Genomic DNA, 19,073 nt, shown 5'->3' with positions numbered 1-19,073 from the left:
GATTTGATCGTGTGTGGGAAACGACGTTTCCCTAAATCTCCCCTGGGTCAAACTCCAGATCAAGGCGGTCAGCGAGTTCGTGAGCCAATGCGTCCGGGATTGCGTTGAAGCCATATTTCTCGAAGGCAGAGGCAGGTACGAGGATGGGATTGAACCCGTCGGCAATCGCTCGCGTTCTTTCAAGCGCCGATTCATCGATGAGGTCCGCCACCAATGTTGTTGCGGCTTCGGGGGCACCAGCCTTTCCATACACATAGGCAGGATGCGCGTTCCTTGTCTCCTCGGTCGTATGAATCACGATATCCGGGAAGCCTGGCAGCCAGGGAGTTCGGGGCGGTTTCATCCCATCAGGCTGAACAGCTCCGCTCCTCAAGGCAAGTACTGGAGGACGACCACGATGCCTGAGACACGCCGTCGCACGATTTTACGGATTCGGGACCTTCTGGCCCTGGCGGCGTTCGTGGCGTTGTGCCTCTTGGTGTCGGCAATCGGCGGGGCGGTAACGGCCACCTCGGTCGGCGGGTGGTACCAGGAGTTGGAGAAACCCTTCTTCACGCCGCCTGATTGGCTGTTCGGGCCGGTCTGGGCCGTGCTCTACCTGATGATCGCTGTAGCCGGCTGGCGTATCTGGCGGCTGCCCCGGTCTGAGCGGCGGACGCGCGCGCTGATCCATTACGCGATGCAGCTTTCGCTGAACCTGGCCTGGTCGATGCTGTTCTTCGGCGCGCAGGCGATCGGCGCGGCGGCGATCGAGATCGCCATCCTGCTCTACGCCATCCTCCGGTGCATCGCGCTCTTCCAGCCGCTGGACCGGATGGCGGCGATCCTGTTCGCGCCCTACGCCGCCTGGGTCGCCTACGCCGCCATCCTCAACGCCGCCATATGGCTGCTGAACTGACGACTCAATCGACCGGCGCGAATGCGCCGTCGGGACCGAGCACCCAGAGCCTTCCCTTGGCGACGCCGAAATAGCTGCCATGGAGGGTTAATTTCCCCGCCTCCACCCTTTCCCTGATCCAGGGGAAGGTCATGAGGTTTTCCAGCGACACCTTCACGGTTTCGAATTCCCCGAGGCGCTGGCGTTCGACCGGATCCTCCGTCGCGGCCACCACCCGCTCCCGCGCCCGGGCGGCCATCCGCATCCAGTTCTCGATGAAGTCGCCCAGATGGGCCGGCGTGCCGTTCAGCAGCGCATTGACGCCGCCGCACTGCGCATGGCCCATGACGACGATCCGTTCCACCTCCAGCGCCCGGACGGCGAATTCGATCGCCGCGCTGGTGCCGTGATATTCGGAATCGGGCATGTAGGGCGGCACCAGGCTCGCCACGTTCCTGACGACGAACAGCTCGCCCGGGCCGGCATCGAAGATAAGCTGCGGATCGACGCGGGAATCCGAGCACGCGATGACCAGAGCCCTCGGCGACTGGCCGTGCGCAGCCAGCGTGTCGTAAAGCTCCTTGTGCTTTGGCCAGGCGCCGGTGCGGAACCGGCGATAACCTTCGATCAGAGCATCCATCTTTCCATCGCCTCAATCATTCTGCCGCCGTCATAGCCGGAGCGGGCGCGAAAGGGTAGTGCCCGACCGGCAAAATGTCGCGGCCACGGCGTTCAGAAGCTTCGACGCTGCCGGCCGGACGCGCTACATAGCGCAGTCATGGATACGAGAATGTCCCGACAGACCGACATCGTCGCCGACAGCCCCGCCGGGGTAGAGCGGGCGGCCGCCCTGCTGCGCGGCGGCGAACTGGTCGCCTTCCCGACCGAGACGGTCTACGGGCTGGGCGCCGACGCCACCGACGACCGCGCCGTCGCCGCCATCTTCGAGACCAAGGGACGGCCCCAGTTCAACCCGCTGATCGTCCATTGCGCCGATGCCGAAATGGCGCGGCGGCTGGTGGTCTTCGACGAGCGGGCCGACCTGCTGGCGGAAACATGCTGGCCCGGCCCGCTGACGCTGGTGCTGCCGCGCCGGCCCGATTCGGGCCTGTCGCTGCTGGTCTCCGCCGGGCTGGACAGCGTCGCCGTCCGGATGCCGGCCCACCCGACGGCGCACCGGCTGCTGGCGGCGACGGGGCGGCCCGTCGCCGCGCCCAGCGCAAACCGCTCCGGCGCGGTCAGCCCGACGACAGCGGCGCATGTGCAGGAGTCTCTCGGCGGCCGCATCCCACTGATCCTGGCGGCGGGGCGCTGCGAGATCGGGCTGGAGAGCACGGTCCTGGATTTGACCGGCGACGCCCCTGCCCTGCTTCGCCCCGGCGGAGCGACCAGGGAGGAGATCAAGGCGCTGATCGGGCCGGTGCGGCTGCCCGACGCCGATCCCGAACGGCCGCTGTCTCCCGGACAGTTGAGCAGCCACTACGCGCCCCGCGCCGGCGTGCGGCTGAATGCGCAGACGGTCGAGGCCGGGGAGGCGCTGCTGACCTTTGGCCCCGACCTTCGCAAGGGAGAGAGGATGTTGAATTTGAGCGAAACCGGCGATCTGGCCGAAGCGGCAGCCAATCTGTTCGCCCATCTGCGCGCGCTGGACCGCACGGGCGCCACGACGATCGCCGTCGCCCCAATCCCGGAGGAAGGGCTGGGCATGGCGATCAACGACCGACTGCGCCGCGCCGCCGCGCCGAGGCCCGGCGCATGAGCGGGGCGATCGACCGGCTGAAGCAGGCGCTGGGCCCAAAAGGATGGGTCGAGGACGAGGCCGACCTGGAGCCCTATCGCGAGGAGCGGCGGGGGAAGTATCGCGGGCTGACGCGCTTCGTCGCCCGGCCGGCGACGGTCGGACAGGTCGCTGAGGTAGTGAGGATCTGCGCCGAGGCGGGTCTGCCGGTCGTTCCGCAGGGCGGGAACACCGGTCTTGTCGGCGGGACGGTGACGGCTGAGAGCGAGATCGTCCTGTCGACCGACCGGCTGGACCGGATCCGCGACATCGACCCTCTGGACAACACCATCACGGTGGAGGCAGGTGTCATCCTGCAACGGGTGCAGGAGGCGGCGGACGACGCCGACCGGCTGTTCCCGCTGTCGCTGGGCGCCGAAGGGTCCTGCCGGATCGGCGGCAATCTGTCCTCCAACGCCGGCGGCACCGGCGTCCTGCGCTACGGCAACGCGCGGGACCTGACGCTGGGGCTGGAGGTCGTTCTGCCCGACGGCCGGGTGTGGAACGGCCTCCGGCGGTTGCGGAAGGACAATACCGGCTATGATCTGAAGCAGCTGTTCATCGGGGCCGAAGGCACGCTGGGCATCATCACGGCCGCCGTTCTGAAGCTGTTCCCGAAGCCCCGGCAGGTCGAAACCGCGCTGGTCGGCCTGGCCGATCCCCAATCCGCGCTCCGGTTGCTCTCCAATGCGCGCTCTGACAGCGGCGACACGGTTTCGGCTTTCGAGCTGATGGGCAGGACGGGGGTGGATTTCGCCGTCCAGCATGTCCATGGCGTCTCCGACCCGATGGGCGACCGGTATCCCTGGTACGTCCTGATCGAGCTTGCCTCGCCCATCGACGATGGCCGGCTGCGCGAGACGATGGAGACGATGCTGGGGACGGCGCTAGAGCGTGAGATCATCCAGGATGCGGTGATCGCTGCCAATCGCGACCAGGAGCAGCGGCTGTGGCGGTTGCGCGAGGCGGTGGTCGAGGGGCAATTGTCGGAAGGCGGATCGATCAAGCACGACGTATCGGTTCCGGTATCGCGCGTGCCGGATTTCATCGATCAGGCGACCCGGGCGGTGGAGGCGTGGCTGCCGGGCATCCGGCCCTGCGCCTTCGGCCATGTCGGCGACGGCAACATCCACTTCAACCTCTCCCAGCCCGTGGGCATGGACCGGCAGGCCTATCTGGATCGTTGGGACGAGGCGAGCCGGATCGTCCACGACATCGCGGCCGAACTGGACGGGTCTATCAGCGCGGAACACGGTATCGGCATCATGAAGCGGGATGAGTTGCCCCTGCGAAAGGATGCGGTCGCGCTGGATCTGATGCGGCGGATCAAGGATTGCCTGGACCCGGAGGAGCTGATGAACCCCGGAAAGGTGCTGAAGGCGCGGCGTCAGCCTTCGTCGGATTTATAGTCGACGGAAACGACCTCCAGATCGACGGGACCGGCCGGACGCTGCCAGGTGACGACCTCGCCGACCTTGGCGCCCAGAAGCGCCTTCGCCAGCGGCGAGACATAGCTGATGACGCCGTTATGGGCGTCGGCCTCATCCTCACCGACGATGACGTAGCGCCGGCGTCCGCCTTCATCATCCTCGACCTCCACGGACGCGCCGAAGGCCACCGTTCCGGCCTCATGCGTCTCCGGATCGATGAGGATCGCCCGGTCGAGCCGCTGTTCGAAATACCGGATTTCACGATCGAGATGCGCCATGGGCGTCTGGCGGTCGAGATCCTGTCCCGCCGCATCGCCGTCAGCGCCCGCCAGACGGTCGCGTTCCGCGCGCAGGCTTTCCAGCCTTTCGCGCAACAGGCGCAGGCCGCGCGGCGTCACGTAGTTGGGGTGCGAACTCTGCGGCAGGTCCAACTGCTCCTCGCCGGCGGAAGGAACCGAGTCTTCGTTCACAAAGGCGCGGCTCATCACGGGCCTCCCTATTCTTCTTGTCTATAGAGTCCATATGGGATCGCCCGGCCCCGACGTGCGTCCTTTTTCGAACGGCTGCCGGAGCCCGGCGGTTAACGGATTTGCCGCCGGCCGACGGTTTCGGGTCTAATGACCCGCAGACATCGAACGGGGGGCGGCATGTTCAAGCATATTCTATCGGCGGTCGACGGATCGAACCATTCCTGGCGGGGGGCCGAGATGGCCGTCGATCTGGCGATCACCTTCCAGGCGAAGATAACGCTGCTTCACGTGGCGCGGAAGTTCCCGGTTCCCGAACGGCTGCGGGAATACCTCAAGACCGAGCATCTGACGGGCGAGGCGCTCTACGACATCGACGAGGCCACCGAGAAGGTGGTCAACGAGGTGTGCGCCGCGGCGGAGAAGCGGGGCCTGAAGCAGGTCAGGACGGCATTCAAGGAAGGCAAGCCGTCGTTGACCATCGTCTCCTACGCCCAACGGAATGGCGTCGACGCCATCGTGATGGGCGCGCGCGGCCTCACCGACATCGAGGGCCATATGCTGGGCAGCGTCAGCTATAAGGTGGCCAGCCTTTCGCCCTGCACGGTCATCATCGCGAAATAGGCCTTCGCGCACTCGTGAAATCGGAGTGGCGCACGAGTCTTTTTCTACCGCCACGCAGAATGCTCGCGATGGTTAAAAGCCATGGATTGGGCCGCTTTGACCCAAACAGAATTGCTCCAGACGGGTCGTGCGTGATCGTTGCGGCTGGATGCCCAGGATTGGATCAGGACACTGCACTTATTCACCCATCGTACTTGAATGTATCGTTTGTTGCACTTTATCATATAAACTGATACACATGATACATCATGCCGAAAGTCGAACCCGATAACGCCTTGCTGCAAGCTGTTGAAGCCGTTGTTCAGAGCGCCGGCGGCAATCAGTCAGAAGCCGCTCGGCGGCTAGGTACAAGTCGATTGAGGATTAGCCGCATACTTAAGCAACAGGGGGGCGCAACTCCTGCCGTGCGATACGATCTGTGGAGAAAACTTAAGCCAACCCTTTCAGACGGCCCAAGCTCGCAGAGAAAAGATACAAAAAAGATACAAGGTACTCGTGACGTGCCAAGCGTCGCGCTACAGCTGCTCCGCTATATGACGGACGCCATTGAGCGCGATATCAAGCTTGAGGGCCAATCGCATGCGGAGTGAAATTTCCACCAGCGCTGCGCCGTCGCCCGTTGAATGCTGCCCACTAGGGTTCCGGACGAACAGCCGCGTACCCTCCCGGTGGCTCGAACTAGACGCGAAAGAGCAATTGTCCTTGATCAACAGCGCTCGTGATCCCAGCGCTGTCAATGGGCTCACCCATCGCCACTACCATTATCCGGCTCGATTTTCGCCCATCCTCATCGGTCAAGCGATCGAGACCTTTACCAGTCCTGGCGACCTTGTCCTTGATCCCTATGTCGGTGGCGGCACGACGCTCGTTGAGGCCTTCGCGCGCGGCCGAAAGTCGATTGGCAGCGACATCAGCACATTAGCCACATTCGTCTCTCAGACGAAGCTGCTGACGCTGAGTCCTGTGGATGCGGAACGATTCATCTCCCTGGCAACGGCTGTGGCGGGCCAGATCAACATGCACCGGCCCGAGCCGGTCTTCGAGAATTGGGCGCAACTCGGCTACTTTCGAAACCTTGGCAGTGACAAGCGTTGGCGGTTGCGTAAGGCGATCGCGCAGGCGGTGGCCGCCATCGAACAGTTCAATGATTCCACCCTCGAAAGCTTAGCCCGTTGTGCAGTCCTGCGCACCGCGCATTGGGCATTGGATGGGCGGAAGCAACTTCCATCAACAATTAGTTTTCGGCGGGCGCTCGAAGCGAGCGCAGTCCTGATCGCCGACGGCGCTGCCGCGCTCGATGCGGCCAGTTCCGCTCATGGGCGACATAGTCCTCAGGTAATCAATCGTTCGATCATCGGCTTGGAGACTGACTCCCGAGTGACACAAGCGGGTGCGCCGCGCCTCATAGTCACAAGCCCGCCTTACCCAGGCGTTCACGTCCTTTATCATCGTTGGCAAGTCGACGGGCGCAAGGAGTCGCCAGCGCCCTTCTTCATTGCCAAGGCGTTGGATGGGTCGGGGGAATCCTTTTACACAATGGGCGGCCGTAAAGCCCGTGAACTCCCAGTCTATTTTGAACAACTCGGTGCCGGGCTGCGGTCACTCCACGCGATCGCGGATCGCAACACGACGTTGGTTCAGATCGTGGCATTTGCTAATCCCGAGTGGCAATTAGCCCGCTATCTCTCCGTGGCCTCCGACGCGGGCTGGGAAGAGTTCGGGCTCTCGACGCTGCGCGGCGGAGAAGACGGCCGGCTTTGGCGCGCCGTCCCGAACCGCAAATGGCATGCCACCAGCCGCGGGCAGACCGGAGGAGCGCGAGAGGTCGTACTCTTCCATCGGCTACGCAATTGCTGATCAGGCCACGTCTTCTAGTCCGTCTACTTCCATGCCATCGATGAGATCGAAAGCACCAAGAGAGGCGATCGCGAGCATGAATGGTGCCAAAGCCTTGGTCGTACGCGCGATGAGATGCTCAACCGTTTCCGGCTCCATTTCCGTCGGCCCCTCGCCAAGCGTTGCATGCGACCGCTTCGATTCGTCGAGCAATAAGGCCAACCCGAACAGCACGTTTGCGTAGAGGAATTGATTGCGCGCGAGTTCAACGTGCATTTTTTTCTGCACCGCCTCGTGAAGCAGCGAAGCATTGTCCATGTTCACAAGAAACATGCGGATTTCTTTGCCATCCTCATCATATCCGGCACTCTGCACGTGCATTGCGGTGCTCTCGTCAAAGCCCTTTTCGGCCCAGTCATCCTGATAGATCTTCTCGATAAGCGGCGGGTTGAGACCAGAGGGGCCATCCGGGCCTTCGCCCTCGCGCTTCTCGCCCTCCTTGCGGGGACGAGATGTCCGCGGCTCAGCTTTCTCAGCAGGAGGCATTACCCGAATCTCCGCCTCATTGATGAACTCGCGAAATTCGTCCTTCACCGTGAAGATCAAGCGAAACACGTCCCCTACCCGCACTTCGTCGGGCAATGACACCGTGATGGTCGCTACGCCCGATCGCAAATTGGGTCCCGCGAAGGAGATCGGGGAACCATCAGCTGAGAGGCAGGTGAAACTGCCGCGCTCGCGCTCGTCGCGTACGAAGTAGTCATCTCGCACATCAGTATCGAACGTGAAGCGAGAGCGTTGATTAATCGGGCAACTCTTCTTGAACGGCTGTTCGTCCTTCGCCCCCCGCAGCGTAAAATAGGTCGGATACGCCTCTAGCTTGGGAGGCTTGGACGTATCGACCTCATTCGGCACAATGCGGAGAGGTGTTTGGATGCGTGTTCCCAACCGCAGCAGTTGCCGCAGATTGGGCGACTTATCAATCAGACTCTCGAGAACCTGGCTGAGCGGCTTGTCATCCTTAATCTTGTCTTCGAGTTCTTGTTGCTGTCGTTGGTTGCGCAATTCCTTCAATTCGTCGCAATTCGCGAGCGCAATCTCCAGCTCGCGCACAACCGCGGCCTTGAAGGTACCGTCAACCAACCGATCCCGGCTCGCCATGAACAAATCCTCGCGAGTATCCGCGCTCAGCCCGTCACAGTCGACGAACACTAGCAAATCCTCCGCAATCGGCTTCATCTTAACGCCGGGACGCTGAAAGAACTCTTTTGGAAGGGTGCCCTGGGTCTGGCCGTTGCGCGTGAAAATAACGCCTTCACGCTTGCGGTACCGCTTGAGCCCACCCACCTTGCGACGCGAATCATCACTGTCGCCATCATCGTCTTCTTCAGGAGAGGAACCGGCCTTGCGCCCTGCATAGACACTGGCTGTCAGCCGCTCACCCATCGGTGAAAATGGCACATGCACTGGGAAACCCGGCTCGAGATTGCTTGATTCGCCCAGTCGCCGCACAAGGCCATCGAGAGTAGTCTCGCGGCTGCCTACGGGTAGCAAGTGGCCGTTGCGGCGGGGACGCATCTCGTAGACGCGGACCGGAAGTGCGATCCTCGGAAGGAGAAGATCGAGCCGCGAGAACAGACTCTTGCCGCGCAGTATGTTCGATCGCTCACCAATGAAATTATACTCATACAGCTTAATTGCTGTGCCGTGTGGGGCTTGTCGGCCATAGGCCGAGTCCTGATTCGGAAAGATTCCGAAGTCCTCAGCGGCAAAGGTGAGGATGACACCGTCGCGACCTTTGCGGACGTCGATCGGTGCCAGGAACGTATAAATCGAGTTGCGGCTGTTGGTTTGACTCGGCCGCTCCCGACGGACCAACGTAAACCCCCATTCATGATCCCGCGCCGATGCATTCGCTCCAACAAAAGCCGGATTGCGTCTGCTCACCACGAGTTGAAGGTTATTCTTGCCCGCAAAGCGCAGCGCGCCAGTGCCACCTTGGTTGAATTGGCCCTGCACAAACGGAATCCGCATTTTATTGCTGCGATTGAGCGACAAGATCGTTTCAGGCACGCGATCAGGCATCTGACCTTCGCCCATATCGGAAATGGTGAGCGACATCTGTCGAGAAGCGCCCGTCGCGGAAAGCGTGATAGTTTCCGCCACTTCACGACGTTTGTCCGGCGTCCAGTCAAGGATTTTACCGCCGGACGCCATCTTATCGCTGCCCACATCGTAGAATTTGGAAACGGCGGCCCGGATGCTCTGCGGAGCCTCGCTACTCTCCGGGTCGATACCAGCCTGTCGACACTTTCCAATTAACGTCGCGTCAACCGAATTCACAACCTTCTCGGCGAGGGCGGCTTCAGCCAAGCTTTGCTGGTTGCCGCTCTGGCCCCAATTGTTTTCGACGTCGCCGTAGTGACGCCAGGCCGTCGCGTCCGTCCAGTATCCTTGCTCGCTCAGAAGACTGATCACCTCCTCCTCAGTGTCAGCCCGAAGGAGAGCTTCACACAATGCCTGGTTTGTCAGCCTCGTCATTACGACCTCACAGTTTGAATTCGACCTCTTCCTTGCCACCACGCGACAGCATGCGCGTCTTCATGGCATCAATCTCTCTGGTCAGCGCGGCGGCGATCTTTCGCACATCAGCCTCAGTATACTCGTAATGCGAGTGATTTCCGAGCTTCCCGATTACTCGGATCGCTTTGATCGCTGATACGGTGCGGCTCTCGGCGAGCGAAACGAACTTCCCTCGCTTATCGCGGACTGCGTTTTTTGTTATTTTAACATCAATTCCACGCACCATATCAGCCTCCAGTTACTCGATCACCATTGCGTATACTATCACCAAGTACACCCCCCACTATACAAAAAATTTTATGGGCTAATTTAGCGAATTTCCTTATGACAGTTTTGTGGAGACGGGTGGTTCGCGCACGACAATATTATTAGCAATATTAAGACACGCCGACCGGCGCCATGACCGCCTCTATCGGACAGCCCAATGGAGGTAACCGGCTTCTACTCCGACGATTTGGCCGGCAGAGGCGACGGGATATGATGGGGAGTTGGCATTAGTGCGAGGAGACGAGCTTCAGCCCGATGATGCCGGCGACGATCAGGCTGATGCAGAAGATCCGGCCGAGATCGCTGGATTCGCCGAGGATCGCGATGCCGAAGATCGCGGTGCCGACGGCCCCGACGCCGGTCCAGATGGCGTAGGCGGTGCCGAGCGGCAGGGTCTTCAGCGACCAGCCGAGGAGCCCCAGGCTGATTGCCATGGCCCCAACCGTCCAGACGCTCGGCCACAGCCGGGTGAAGCCTTCGGTGTATTTCAGGCCGACCGCCCAGCCCACCTCGAACAGGCCGGCGACGAACAGGACAAACCACGCCATTTCTTTTCTCCTCTGTCTCTCTCTCAAGCCGCCGGATCGCGCGTCATCGCCAGCAGGGCATCGACGATCCGGCGTCGTTCCTCGGTCGGCGCCGGATGCACGCCCAGCGCCTCATTCATCCAGATTCCGTCCGCGGCGAGCCGGACCAGCATCGCGCGCAGCGGATCGATCCCGTCCGTCCGCAGCGCCTCCGCCCACGCCTCCTGCCGGGCGGCGTAGGGCGCGACCTGGGCCGGATCGTTGCCCATGGCGGCGATCAGCGCCGCTTCCCGCGCGGCAATCCCGTCGTCGGTCGATCCCGGCTCCGGCAGCGACGCCCTGACATAGCCGCGCGTCCAGCTTCCGGGACCGCCATCCTCCCGCCGCCAGCACTCCACCCGCGCCTCGAACGACGCGACCAGCCGGTCCATCATCGCCGCGATCAGGGCTTCCTTGCTGTCATAGTGATAGATCAGCCCACCCTTGCTGAGGCCCGCCGCCGCGGCCACCGCGTCGAGCGTCAACCGGGCGACGCCGCGCGTCAGCACGATCTGCTCCGCCGCTTCGAGGATGCGAATCTTGGTGTCCGACCTTGCCATGACGAATAACTATACCGTCTGGTCGGTATAGTCAAGAGAGTCGACGCTACGGGGGCCGGAATGATGTGATGGCGGGACGAGTCTTTGATCATCCGCGCCTGAGGCTTCTCGTTCATTGACGTTTACGTAAGCGTCAAACATTCTCGCCGTCCGTCCGCCAAAGGAAACTGCCCCATGACCTCCTACGCCGCCCCCATCCAGGAGATGCGCTTCGTGCTGAGCCGTCTGGTCGGGCTGGACCGGCTGGCCGAACTGCCGGGATATGAGGAAGCGACGCCGGAACTTGTGGATGCGATCCTGGAGGAGGCGGGGAAGCTGGCGTCGGGCGTGCTGGCGCCGCTCAACCATTCCGGGGATCGGGAACGATCGGTGCTGGAGAACGGGATCGTCCGGACGCCGAAGGGGTTCAAGGAAGCTTACGCCGCCTATCGCGAAGGCGGCTGGAACTCCGTCCCCTTCTCCCCCGACCATGGCGGCCAGGGACTGCCCTGGACGGTGGGCATGGCGATCCAGGAGATGTGGCATTCGGCGAACATGGCGTTCGGCCTGTGCCCGACCCTGAACCAGAGCGCGGTGGAACTTCTGGAGGCCCATGGCACGCCGGAACAGCAGCGGACATATCTGGAGAAGCTGATCTCCGGCGAATGGACCGGGACAATGAACCTGACGGAGCCGCAGGCGGGATCGGATGTCGGGGCGGTGAGAACGAAGGCCACCCGGCAGGATGACGGCAGCTACAGGATCGTCGGCCAGAAAATCTTCATCACCTATGGCGAGCACGACCTGACGGAGAACATCATCCACATGGTCCTGGCCCGGACCCCCGGCGCGCCGGACGGGATCAAGGGGATCAGCCTGTTCATCGTGCCGAAGCTGCTGGTCGCCGAGGACGGAACGCCGGGCGCGCGGAACGATCTGCGCTGCGCCGGGCTGGAGCACAAGCTGGGCATCCATGCCAGCCCGACCTGCGTGATGGCGTTCGGCGACAATGGCGGCGCAACCGGCTATCTGGTGGGCGAGGAGAATCGCGGCATCGAATACATGTTCACGATGATGAACAACGCCCGCCTCTCCGTCGGCCTGCAGGGCGTGGCCATCGCCGAACGGGCCTATCAGCAGGCGCGCGGCTACGCCCGTGACCGGATCCAGGGCCGCGACATGGCAACCGGCAAGGAAGGCGCGCGGATCATCCAGCACCCCGACGTGCGCCGGATGCTGATGGACATGAAGGCGCAGACGGAAGCCGCCCGCGCCCTCACCTACCATGCCGCCGCCGCGCTGGACCGGGCGCGCAGACACCCCGACGCGGGCGAGAGGCGGCGCGCGCAGGCGCTGGTCGACCTGCTGACGCCGGTGGTGAAGGCGTGGTCCACCGATGTCGGCTGCGAGGTGTCCTCCGCCGGCGTCCAGATCCATGGCGGGATGGGATATATCGAGGAGACGGGCGCGGCCCAGCATTTCAGGGACGCCCGCATCGCACCGATCTACGAAGGCACGAACGGCATCCAGGCCAACGACCTGATGTTCCGCAAGGTCGCCCGCGACGGCGGCGCTGCCGCCAAGGCGTTCATCGGCGAGATGAACAATTTCGACGAGCTTCTGGTGGAGGAATCGGGGGACCGGCTGACCGCGATCCGCCGTCGGCTGGCCGAAGCGGTCAAGACGCTGAACGAGGCCACCGACCACATCCTGCGGACGGTGGTGACGGACCAGATATCCGTCGCCGCGGTAGCGACGCCCTATCTCAGGATGTTCGGCATCGTCGCCGGCGGCTACATGATGGCGCGTTCCGCCCTGGCCGCGGCGGAAGCCCTGGAGGATGGCGAAGGCGATCCGTCCTTCCTGGAGGCCAAGCTGGTGACCGCGCAGCATTACGCCGACCAGATCCTGCCTCAGGCGCGCGGCCTGCTGACGCCGATCATCGACGGCCCCCGCACCATCATGGCGCTGGCCGAGGATCAGTTCTGACCGCCTCGGCGAAAGTTAAGATTAGCGGCTCCTTAACCATTCCAGTCGCCTAATCACGGGCATGTGGCGGCATCTCCTTTCGGCGGAATGGAACGAAGCGCGGCGGTCGGGCGGGCGGACGTTCGCCGCGGCGACCCTGGCGGTCACGGTTGCCGCCCTGCCCGTCCGGGCGGCGGACCCGGTTTTCTTCCGCATCGGCACCGGCGGCGTGGGCGGCACCTATTATCCGATCGCCACGCTGATCGCCGAAGGCATCGCCGAGGAGACGCTGGCCAGCGAGCGGCCGATCATCGCCGCGGCCCAGGTGTCCAACGGCTCCACCGCCAATATCGAGGGGTTGGCCTCCGGGCTGATCGAAGGCGGCTTCGCCCAGGCCAACGTCGTGGCATGGGCCTATGAGGGGACCGAGATCTTCGAAGGCCAACCGCCGAGGACGGATCTCCGCGCGATCGCCAACCTCTATCCCGAAACGCTTCATCTGGTGACCGACATATCGTCGGGGATCGAAACGATCGAAGACCTGGAAGGCCGGCGCGTTTCGCTGGACGAACAGGGCTCCGGCACGCTGATCGATGCCAGAATGGTGCTAGCCGCTCATGACCTTTCCGAAGCGGACATCGTTCCGGAATACATGAAACCCGATCTGGGGCTGGCGCGGATCGAGGAGGGCCGGCTGGACGCCTTCTTCATCGTCGCCGGCACCCCGGTCGGCACGCTGGAGCCGTTCGCCGAGGCCGGACGCCTGTCGCTGGTGTCAGTCGCCGGGGAAGAGATAGATCAACTGCTTGACGAATATTCCTTTTATTCTCCGGTAATTATACCGGAAGGGACCTATGAGGGCGTCGGGGCGGTCGAGACGATCGGGGTCGGAGCCCAGTTCGTCACCACGGCCGACGCGGATGAGGAGACCATCTACCGGCTGACCCGGGCGCTGTGGTCCGACACGGTCAGGGAGAAGCTGGACGCGGGCCATCCGCGCGGTCGGCAGGTCCTGCTGACCAATGCGCTGAACGGCATCGCCATCCCCTTACACCCCGGATCGGAACGATTTTACCGCGAAGTCGGCCTTCTGCCGTGACATCGTTTTTCAGCAAACATGGTCGCGGGTGGCTGATGGGCAACTTCAGGCAGATAGCCGGAATGTTCCGGTCATGGCGGGTGGCGGCCCCGGTCGTCCTGGCCCTGGCGGTGATCATCAGCGCCACGGGCCTTGCCGTCTACACCAACACCACGCTGATCGGCGTGCGCAAGGGCCTGCCCGTGCAGGTGCTGCTGCAGGAACGCGACATGGTGGTGGTCAGCCAGGGGTTCACCGAACTTCTGCTGAACACCGCCGAAATCCGCGACAACCCGACGCCCGAAGCGATCGACGAAGCGCTGGCCCTGCTGACCTCCGTGAAGGTCCGGGTGGCGGAGATGCGGGGGACCTACAATTTCGACAATCTGGTCGGGGCGTCGGCCATGCACGCGCTGGTCAATCCCGCCCTCTTGGACATCGAGAGATGGCTGACGGAGGGGCTGAACGGCCTGCCGCCGACATCGCCCATCGTCCTCGACCTGGTCGACCGCCGCGCGCGGGACACCGGCGCCTCGATACGCGACCTCATGAACGAGTCGCTTGAGACGGCGCATGTGCTGCTGTCGGCGCAGGAGCGGAAGCTGGACCGGTTTCGCGACAGCATGGTCGGCCTGCTGGCGCTGATCGGGGTCATCGCCGTAGGGGCCATCGCCTTCATCGCGCATTATCTGAGCGAGCGTCACAAGGTCGAGACCATCCTTCGCGCGGCGAAGGAGGAGGCCGAGGAGGCGAACCGGGCGAAGACCCTGTTCCTTGCCCAGATGAGCCACGAGCTGCGCACGCCGCTCAACGCCATCATCGGTTTCTCGGAGATCCTGAAGGACGAGATGTTCGGGAAGATCGGCGCGGAGCGGTATGCGGAATATGCATCCGACATCCATCAGAGCGGCGCGCACCTGCTGTCCCTGATCAACGACCTTCTCGATCTCGCCAAGGTGGAGGCCGGGAAGCTGGAGCTTGTCGAAGAGGTGGTTGCCGTCGCGCATCTGATGGCCGAAACCGTGCGGCTGGTCCGGGACAAGGCCGACAAGGGCGGCGTCGCCATCACCGTGGAGCGGGAACCGTCGATCGAGAGGATCTTCGCCGACCGCCGGGCGCTTCGACAGGTATTGCTGAACCTGCTTTCCAACGCCGTGAAGTTCACCCCGCGCGGTGGCGCGGTATCGATCTCCGCGCGGTACGACAATGCCGGCGGGATCGCCGTCGCGGTGCGGGACACCGGCATCGGCATCGCGCCGGAGGATATCCAGACGGCGCTGACGCCCTTCGGCCAGATCGAGAGCGGCTGGAGCCGCCGCTATGAGGGAACGGGACTGGGCCTGCCGCTCGCCAAGTCGCTGGTCGAAATGCATGGCGGCACGCTGGAGATCGCCAGCGAGAAAGGCGTGGGAACCCTTGTGACGATCCACCTGCCCCGCCACCGCATCATTGCGACGCCGGAGACGGCCGAGGCGAACCAGCGGGTGGCGATCGCCTGAAGGCGATCAGCCCGAGAAGGTCATCCGGGAAAGATCACCAGGTCCGGACGGGGCCGGTGTCGATATGCACGAAATCCGAACGGGGATAGTAGCCGACGCCGCCAACGTCGAGCGCGACCGCGGTTTCGCGCAGGCCGCGGAGATCGCGCCCCGGAACCCGGATATCCACCGCCTGGCCGCGGATGTGATAGCTGTTCCGCGCCACGCCCTGGTTGGTGCGCGCCAGCCTGGCGTTGGTCTTGGGCGAGCGGTAGCCGCAGATGATGTGGATCGGTTCGGAAACGTCCATCCGCTGCTGGACCTGCCAGATAAGGTCGAGGAGGCCGAAATCGATCTCCGTCACCTCGTCCGTCCGCCAGTCCCGGAGGATCTGGTTCAGGCTGACGATCGCGTCGGGATGGTACCACCCGTCCACCCAATATTCGGTGGTGAGCGTTTCCAGGCTGTGCGTGTTGTAGAGGGAGATGGTGCGGGAGCCTCCGGTGGAGGCGAGGAGCGATTTCGGCGCCGCCAGAGCGGCCAGGGAAGCGAATGCGCCGAATCGAATCAGGCTGCGTCTATCCAACAACGCCGTTACCCCTTTTTTCTTGCCAGTCCCTCTTCGCCGTCGCCGGTGATCTGATGCCCGGCGTTGGGCCGTATCAACGGGGCTGTTCTTGCAAGACAAAACGGGGCGACGCAACCCTAAATTTGAGAATCGTTATTAACCGAAGGTTAAGGCAACCCCTTGCATCCGCTAAGATTTCTTGCTTAACGGATTGAAGGGGCGGGCTTAAATCGGGGTCGCTTGAGAGATCGGATCAGTGCCTGATATCGGCGGCATGAGAGTCTGACCCGGGCGGGGATTTCCTCTTTCGAGGCGAAATCTGATTCGAGGCCGGTGAAGGAGATTCGCCATCCCGATGGCCAGGGCCAGGACGCGTCGCATGGCCGCGCCCCTTCTGCTGTCGGGAACCGGCGCTACCATCGTCGGGTTCTTACAGTCTCACAGCGTAATAAGGATTTCCCATGAAAGCTCCGTCCATCGATCTCAAGTCCAACACCAAAACGGCCATGGTCGACCTGCTCAATGCGCGCCTGGCCGAGGCCATCGACCTGGCGCTCGTGACCAAGCAGGCGCACTGGAACCTCAAGGGCCCGCAATTCATCGCCGTCCATGAAATGCTCGACCTCTTCCGCACCCAACTCGACGCCCATGTCGACACCATCGCTGAGCGCGCCGCCCAGCTCGACGGCATTGCCCTGGGCACGGCGCAGGTGGTCAACAAGGCCACGTCGCTGCCCGCCTATCCCACCGACATCCGCAAGGTGCCCGACCACTTGAAGGCGCTGGCCGAACGCTATGCCGCCGCAGCCAAGGCCGCCCGCGAGGCCATCGACACCGCCGACGAGGCCGGCGATGCCGATACCGCCGACATCTTCACCGCCTATTCGCGCGAACTCGACAAGGACCTCTGGTTCATCAAGTCGCACCTGGAATAGCCAAGCCGCCTCAACGCCCGGCAGACCGGAATTCAGGAGATGAAGAATGGCCCATCGGTTCAGGATCGGCGATCACGTCAGCTGGAATTCGGAGGCCGGGCGGGTTAGCGGGACGATCGCCAAAATCCACACGCGCGATTTCGACTACAAGGGACATAAGCGCCACGCCTCGGCCGACGAGCCGCAATATGAAATCAAGAGCGACAAGACCGATCACATCGCCGCGCACAAAGGCTCAGCGTTGCGGAAGATCGAAGGCTGATGCGCGATTGGGCTCGCACAGGGCCGCTGATTACCGCCGCTAATCCAGCAGCGCGATCTGCGCGGAATTCGGCCGCACCTCCGCCAGCACCGTCTGCGTCGCCGAATCGAGGCCATAAATGTCCTCGCGGAAATTGATTCGCCCGTCATCCCCCCGGAACGCCGTCCAGTAGGCGAGATGCACCGGCATGGGGTTGTCGAGATTGATGCGCGTCGTCTCCCACCCTCCCATCACCTCGGCCCGGAAGGAGCCGGTCCAGCGGGCGGTGTCGGACAGAAGATAGTCGGCCAGCCAGATCGGGTCCTGCACCCGCACACAGCCCGAGCTGAAGGCGCGGCGGGACCGCGAGAACAGGCCCCGCGACGGCGTGTCGTGCAGGTAGACGGAGAAGCTGTTGGCCATCATGAACTTGACCTTGCCCAGCGCGTTGGACGGCCCCGGCTCCTGACGGATGCGGAAATATTTGATGCCCTCCCCGATCGCCTCCCAATCCAGATACGCCGCCTCGATCTCAGCGGCGTCGTTGTGCCAGCCGGCGAACATCCTGAAGCCGTGGCTGCGGAGGTAGGTCGGGTCATCCAGCAGCTTGGGCAGATAGTCCTTGATGGCGATGGAGGTCGGCATCGTCCATGTCGGATTGAATTCAAGCCAGGTCAGCCTGCTGGAGAAAAGCGGCGTCTGCCGGTCGGCCAGCCCGACGATCACGTCCATATCGCGCACCGGCCGGCCCTCATCGACGATGCGCAGTTGATAGCCCGGAAGGTTCACCATGATGAACCTGTCGCCCAGATCGTCCGGCAGCCAGCGCCAGCGCTCCATGGTGGCGACGATCTGGTCGATCCGCTGTTCCGCCGTCACGTTCAGCGCCCGGCGCGTCCTCGGGCCCACGACGCCGTCCGTCTCCAGCCCGTGGCGGGACTGGAAGCGCTGTACAGCCTCGACAAGCGCCGGATCGTAGGCGGGCGCCGGAGGGCCGACCAGCGTGGAGACGTACTCCCCGGTCACGGCGAGGCGGCGGCGGAGCGCGATCGTCTGCGCCCCGTCGATGTCGCCCGGCTCCAGCGTCGGCCCGTCGGGCACGGCGGGCCAGCCGCCGGCGGCGGCGAGGGCACGGTATTCCGCCAGGATGCCGCGAAGATCGTCATAGGCCGGGCTGTCCGGCGCCAGCCCGGTCAGGTAGCGCGCCGGTTCCGGCGACGCGGCGGCGATCAGCGCGAAAGCCGGTCCGGGAACGTCCTTCCGCTCATAATCGACATCCTCGCCCAGCCGGCCCGGATCGAACCGGCCGGCCTGGATGTCGGTGGCGAACCGCATGACGGCCGCGCTCATCAGCAGTTCGGCTTCCGCCGCCGATGTCGAAGCCAGCGGCCCGGCCAGTTCCGCGACATAATAATCGTGCGGCTCCAGCCCCTCCCCCTTCGCCCGGCCGAACAGGTCGACAAGCGACCGCGCATCGGCGGTCAGCGCCCCGTCGGCAAGCCACAAGGGGCTGTAGTTCCTGGATTCATAGAGAGTGCGGAGAGAACCGCCGTCCAGCGTGCGCTCAGCCACGACGACATCGCCGGGGACATCGCCGGGACCGGCCAGCCGCTCCGCGATTTCGGCGGCAAGCGGCGTCGCCGGGAGGGAGCGGACTTCCGGCGCGGCGAAAACCGGACTTCCTCCCAGCACGAGAACAACCGCAATAACAGCGCGACCAAACGTCATCCTGACCCCCTACCCGGCGCCGCCGTTCACCGAACCGCACGACGCCCAATTCTTCCTGATAATACTCTTAGTCCGCGATTTCGGGAATGCCAGTTCGCGCTTAATTGTTCC

At 63.5% G+C, this 19,073-nt stretch carries 20 protein-coding genes; 11 read left to right on the top strand and 9 right to left on the bottom strand.

The features are described from left to right. Positions 1-31: 31 nt before the first annotated feature. Positions 32-298: a hypothetical protein gene (locus tag AAFN89_RS08645; RefSeq protein WP_347538033.1), complete on the bottom strand. Its 267-nt coding sequence runs from the start codon at positions 296-298 to the stop codon at positions 32-34. A 99-nt stretch (positions 299-397) separates the two neighbouring features. On the opposite strand from AAFN89_RS08645, the gene AAFN89_RS08640 reads away from it, so the two are divergent. After that, positions 398-898 (top strand): TspO/MBR family protein, encoded by a 501-nt coding sequence (locus AAFN89_RS08640; RefSeq protein ID WP_347538031.1) that lies wholly within the window; start codon positions 398-400, stop codon positions 896-898. A gap of 4 nt (positions 899-902) precedes the next feature. Here the strand turns inward: AAFN89_RS08640 and AAFN89_RS08635 are convergent, their stop codons facing one another. Next, positions 903-1,517: a carbonic anhydrase gene (locus tag AAFN89_RS08635; RefSeq protein WP_347538029.1), complete on the bottom strand. Its 615-nt coding sequence runs from the start codon at positions 1,515-1,517 to the stop codon at positions 903-905. Between the two features lie 150 nt (positions 1,518-1,667). On the opposite strand from AAFN89_RS08635, the gene AAFN89_RS08630 reads away from it, so the two are divergent. Together AAFN89_RS08630 and AAFN89_RS08625 are read left to right on the top strand one after the other, a co-directional pair. Continuing rightward, on the top strand, positions 1,668-2,636 hold the full coding sequence (locus AAFN89_RS08630) for an L-threonylcarbamoyladenylate synthase (protein WP_347538027.1): 969 nt from the start codon (positions 1,668-1,670) through the stop codon (positions 2,634-2,636). Beyond that, positions 2,633-4,063 carry an FAD-binding oxidoreductase gene (locus AAFN89_RS08625; RefSeq protein WP_347538025.1) on the top strand — a complete coding sequence of 477 codons (1,431 nt, stop codon included), beginning with the start codon at positions 2,633-2,635 and terminating at the stop codon, positions 4,061-4,063. Before AAFN89_RS08630 ends, AAFN89_RS08625 begins: the two co-directional genes overlap by 4 nt. Here AAFN89_RS08625 and AAFN89_RS08620 read toward each other — a convergent pair. Next, a complete protein-coding gene (locus AAFN89_RS08620) occupies positions 4,042-4,569 on the bottom strand; it encodes a GreA/GreB family elongation factor (protein ID WP_347538023.1) in 528 nt (175 codons plus the stop codon). The genes AAFN89_RS08625 and AAFN89_RS08620 overlap by 22 nt on opposite strands. 162 nt (positions 4,570-4,731) lie before the next feature. Between AAFN89_RS08620 and AAFN89_RS08615 the strand changes: the two genes are divergently transcribed. The 3 genes from AAFN89_RS08615 (at position 4,732) to AAFN89_RS08605 (ending at position 7,032) form a co-directional block, all read left to right on the top strand. After that, a complete protein-coding gene (locus AAFN89_RS08615) occupies positions 4,732-5,175 on the top strand; it encodes a universal stress protein (protein ID WP_347538021.1) in 444 nt (147 codons plus the stop codon). A gap of 248 nt (positions 5,176-5,423) precedes the next feature. Next, on the top strand, positions 5,424-5,765 hold the full coding sequence (locus tag AAFN89_RS08610; RefSeq protein ID WP_347538019.1) for a helix-turn-helix domain-containing protein: 342 nt from the start codon (positions 5,424-5,426) through the stop codon (positions 5,763-5,765). Between the two features lie 112 nt (positions 5,766-5,877). Further along, complete coding sequence (locus AAFN89_RS08605) at positions 5,878-7,032, top strand: DNA methyltransferase (protein ID WP_347538017.1); 1,155 nt, start codon at positions 5,878-5,880, stop codon at positions 7,030-7,032. On the opposite strand, the gene AAFN89_RS08600 is transcribed toward AAFN89_RS08605, so the two are convergent. The 4 genes from AAFN89_RS08600 to AAFN89_RS08585 all read right to left on the bottom strand — a co-directional run bounded on the left by AAFN89_RS08600 (position 7,033) and on the right by AAFN89_RS08585 (position 10,987). After that, the gene (locus AAFN89_RS08600) at positions 7,033-9,489 is read right to left on the bottom strand and encodes a hypothetical protein (RefSeq protein ID WP_347538015.1); all 2,457 of its coding nucleotides are present in this window, start codon (positions 9,487-9,489) and stop codon (positions 7,033-7,035) included. Between the two features lie 70 nt (positions 9,490-9,559). Continuing rightward, positions 9,560-9,820, bottom strand: a complete 261-nt coding sequence (locus tag AAFN89_RS08595) for a hypothetical protein (RefSeq protein WP_347538013.1) — start codon at positions 9,818-9,820, stop codon at positions 9,560-9,562. 268 nt (positions 9,821-10,088) lie between these two features. After that, positions 10,089-10,409 (bottom strand): quaternary ammonium compound efflux SMR transporter SugE, encoded by a 321-nt coding sequence (gene sugE / locus AAFN89_RS08590; protein ID WP_347538011.1) that lies wholly within the window; start codon positions 10,407-10,409, stop codon positions 10,089-10,091. Positions 10,410-10,432: 23 nt separating this feature from the next. Then, the gene (locus AAFN89_RS08585; RefSeq protein ID WP_347538009.1) at positions 10,433-10,987 is read right to left on the bottom strand and encodes a TetR/AcrR family transcriptional regulator; all 555 of its coding nucleotides are present in this window, start codon (positions 10,985-10,987) and stop codon (positions 10,433-10,435) included. Between the two features lie 174 nt (positions 10,988-11,161). On the opposite strand from AAFN89_RS08585, the gene AAFN89_RS08580 reads away from it, so the two are divergent. From AAFN89_RS08580 to AAFN89_RS08570, 3 genes are all read left to right on the top strand, one after another. Beyond that, positions 11,162-12,955, top strand: coding sequence for an acyl-CoA dehydrogenase (locus AAFN89_RS08580; RefSeq protein WP_347538007.1), 1,794 nt, complete (start codon positions 11,162-11,164; stop codon positions 12,953-12,955). Between the two features lie 61 nt (positions 12,956-13,016). After that, positions 13,017-14,033 (top strand): TAXI family TRAP transporter solute-binding subunit, encoded by a 1,017-nt coding sequence (locus tag AAFN89_RS08575; RefSeq protein ID WP_347538005.1) that lies wholly within the window; start codon positions 13,017-13,019, stop codon positions 14,031-14,033. A 62-nt stretch (positions 14,034-14,095) separates the two neighbouring features. Further along, positions 14,096-15,511 (top strand): HAMP domain-containing sensor histidine kinase, encoded by a 1,416-nt coding sequence (locus AAFN89_RS08570; RefSeq protein WP_347538003.1) that lies wholly within the window; start codon positions 14,096-14,098, stop codon positions 15,509-15,511. Positions 15,512-15,545: 34 nt separating this feature from the next. Here the strand turns inward: AAFN89_RS08570 and AAFN89_RS08565 are convergent, their stop codons facing one another. After that, positions 15,546-16,076 carry a DUF882 domain-containing protein gene (locus tag AAFN89_RS08565; RefSeq protein WP_347538001.1) on the bottom strand — a complete coding sequence of 177 codons (531 nt, stop codon included), beginning with the start codon at positions 16,074-16,076 and terminating at the stop codon, positions 15,546-15,548. A 443-nt stretch (positions 16,077-16,519) separates the two neighbouring features. On the opposite strand from AAFN89_RS08565, the gene dps reads away from it, so the two are divergent. Then, complete coding sequence (dps, locus tag AAFN89_RS08560) at positions 16,520-16,993, top strand: DNA starvation/stationary phase protection protein Dps (protein WP_347537999.1); 474 nt, start codon at positions 16,520-16,522, stop codon at positions 16,991-16,993. Between the two features lie 46 nt (positions 16,994-17,039). Then, entirely contained in the window at positions 17,040-17,255 is a 216-nt protein-coding gene (locus AAFN89_RS08555; RefSeq protein WP_347537996.1) for a DUF2945 domain-containing protein, read from the top strand. A gap of 39 nt (positions 17,256-17,294) precedes the next feature. On the opposite strand, the gene AAFN89_RS08550 is transcribed toward AAFN89_RS08555, so the two are convergent. Then, positions 17,295-18,962: a L,D-transpeptidase family protein gene (locus AAFN89_RS08550; protein WP_347537993.1), complete on the bottom strand. Its 1,668-nt coding sequence runs from the start codon at positions 18,960-18,962 to the stop codon at positions 17,295-17,297. Positions 18,963-19,073 lie beyond the last annotated feature (111 nt).

It is taken from the genome of Inquilinus sp. CAU 1745 (assembly GCF_039839375.1).
Taxonomy (GTDB): domain Bacteria; phylum Pseudomonadota; class Alphaproteobacteria; order DSM-16000; family Inquilinaceae; genus JBDOQU01.
Note: the sequence above shows the minus strand (reverse complement) of the source record. Positions and strands in the feature narration are given on the sequence as shown.

Coding starts and splice junctions, on each gene's coding strand:
- AAFN89_RS08640 (WP_347538031.1), top strand. CDS start 398: ATGCCTGAGACACGCCGTCGCACGATTTTACGGATTCGGGACCTTCTG.
- AAFN89_RS08635 (WP_347538029.1), bottom strand. CDS start 1,517: ATGGATGCTCTGATCGAAGGTTATCGCCGGTTCCGCACCGGCGCCTGG.
- AAFN89_RS08630 (WP_347538027.1), top strand. CDS start 1,668: ATGTCCCGACAGACCGACATCGTCGCCGACAGCCCCGCCGGGGTAGAG.
- AAFN89_RS08625 (WP_347538025.1), top strand. CDS start 2,633: ATGAGCGGGGCGATCGACCGGCTGAAGCAGGCGCTGGGCCCAAAAGGA.
- AAFN89_RS08620 (WP_347538023.1), bottom strand. CDS start 4,569: ATGAGCCGCGCCTTTGTGAACGAAGACTCGGTTCCTTCCGCCGGCGAG.
- AAFN89_RS08615 (WP_347538021.1), top strand. CDS start 4,732: ATGTTCAAGCATATTCTATCGGCGGTCGACGGATCGAACCATTCCTGG.
- AAFN89_RS08610 (WP_347538019.1), top strand. CDS start 5,424: ATGCCGAAAGTCGAACCCGATAACGCCTTGCTGCAAGCTGTTGAAGCC.
- AAFN89_RS08595 (WP_347538013.1), bottom strand. CDS start 9,820: ATGGTGCGTGGAATTGATGTTAAAATAACAAAAAACGCAGTCCGCGAT.
- sugE (WP_347538011.1), bottom strand. CDS start 10,409: ATGGCGTGGTTTGTCCTGTTCGTCGCCGGCCTGTTCGAGGTGGGCTGG.
- AAFN89_RS08585 (WP_347538009.1), bottom strand. CDS start 10,987: ATGGCAAGGTCGGACACCAAGATTCGCATCCTCGAAGCGGCGGAGCAG.
- AAFN89_RS08580 (WP_347538007.1), top strand. CDS start 11,162: ATGACCTCCTACGCCGCCCCCATCCAGGAGATGCGCTTCGTGCTGAGC.
- AAFN89_RS08575 (WP_347538005.1), top strand. CDS start 13,017: ATGTGGCGGCATCTCCTTTCGGCGGAATGGAACGAAGCGCGGCGGTCG.
- AAFN89_RS08570 (WP_347538003.1), top strand. CDS start 14,096: ATGTTCCGGTCATGGCGGGTGGCGGCCCCGGTCGTCCTGGCCCTGGCG.
- dps (WP_347537999.1), top strand. CDS start 16,520: ATGAAAGCTCCGTCCATCGATCTCAAGTCCAACACCAAAACGGCCATG.
- AAFN89_RS08555 (WP_347537996.1), top strand. CDS start 17,040: ATGGCCCATCGGTTCAGGATCGGCGATCACGTCAGCTGGAATTCGGAG.
- AAFN89_RS08550 (WP_347537993.1), bottom strand. CDS start 18,962: ATGACGTTTGGTCGCGCTGTTATTGCGGTTGTTCTCGTGCTGGGAGGA.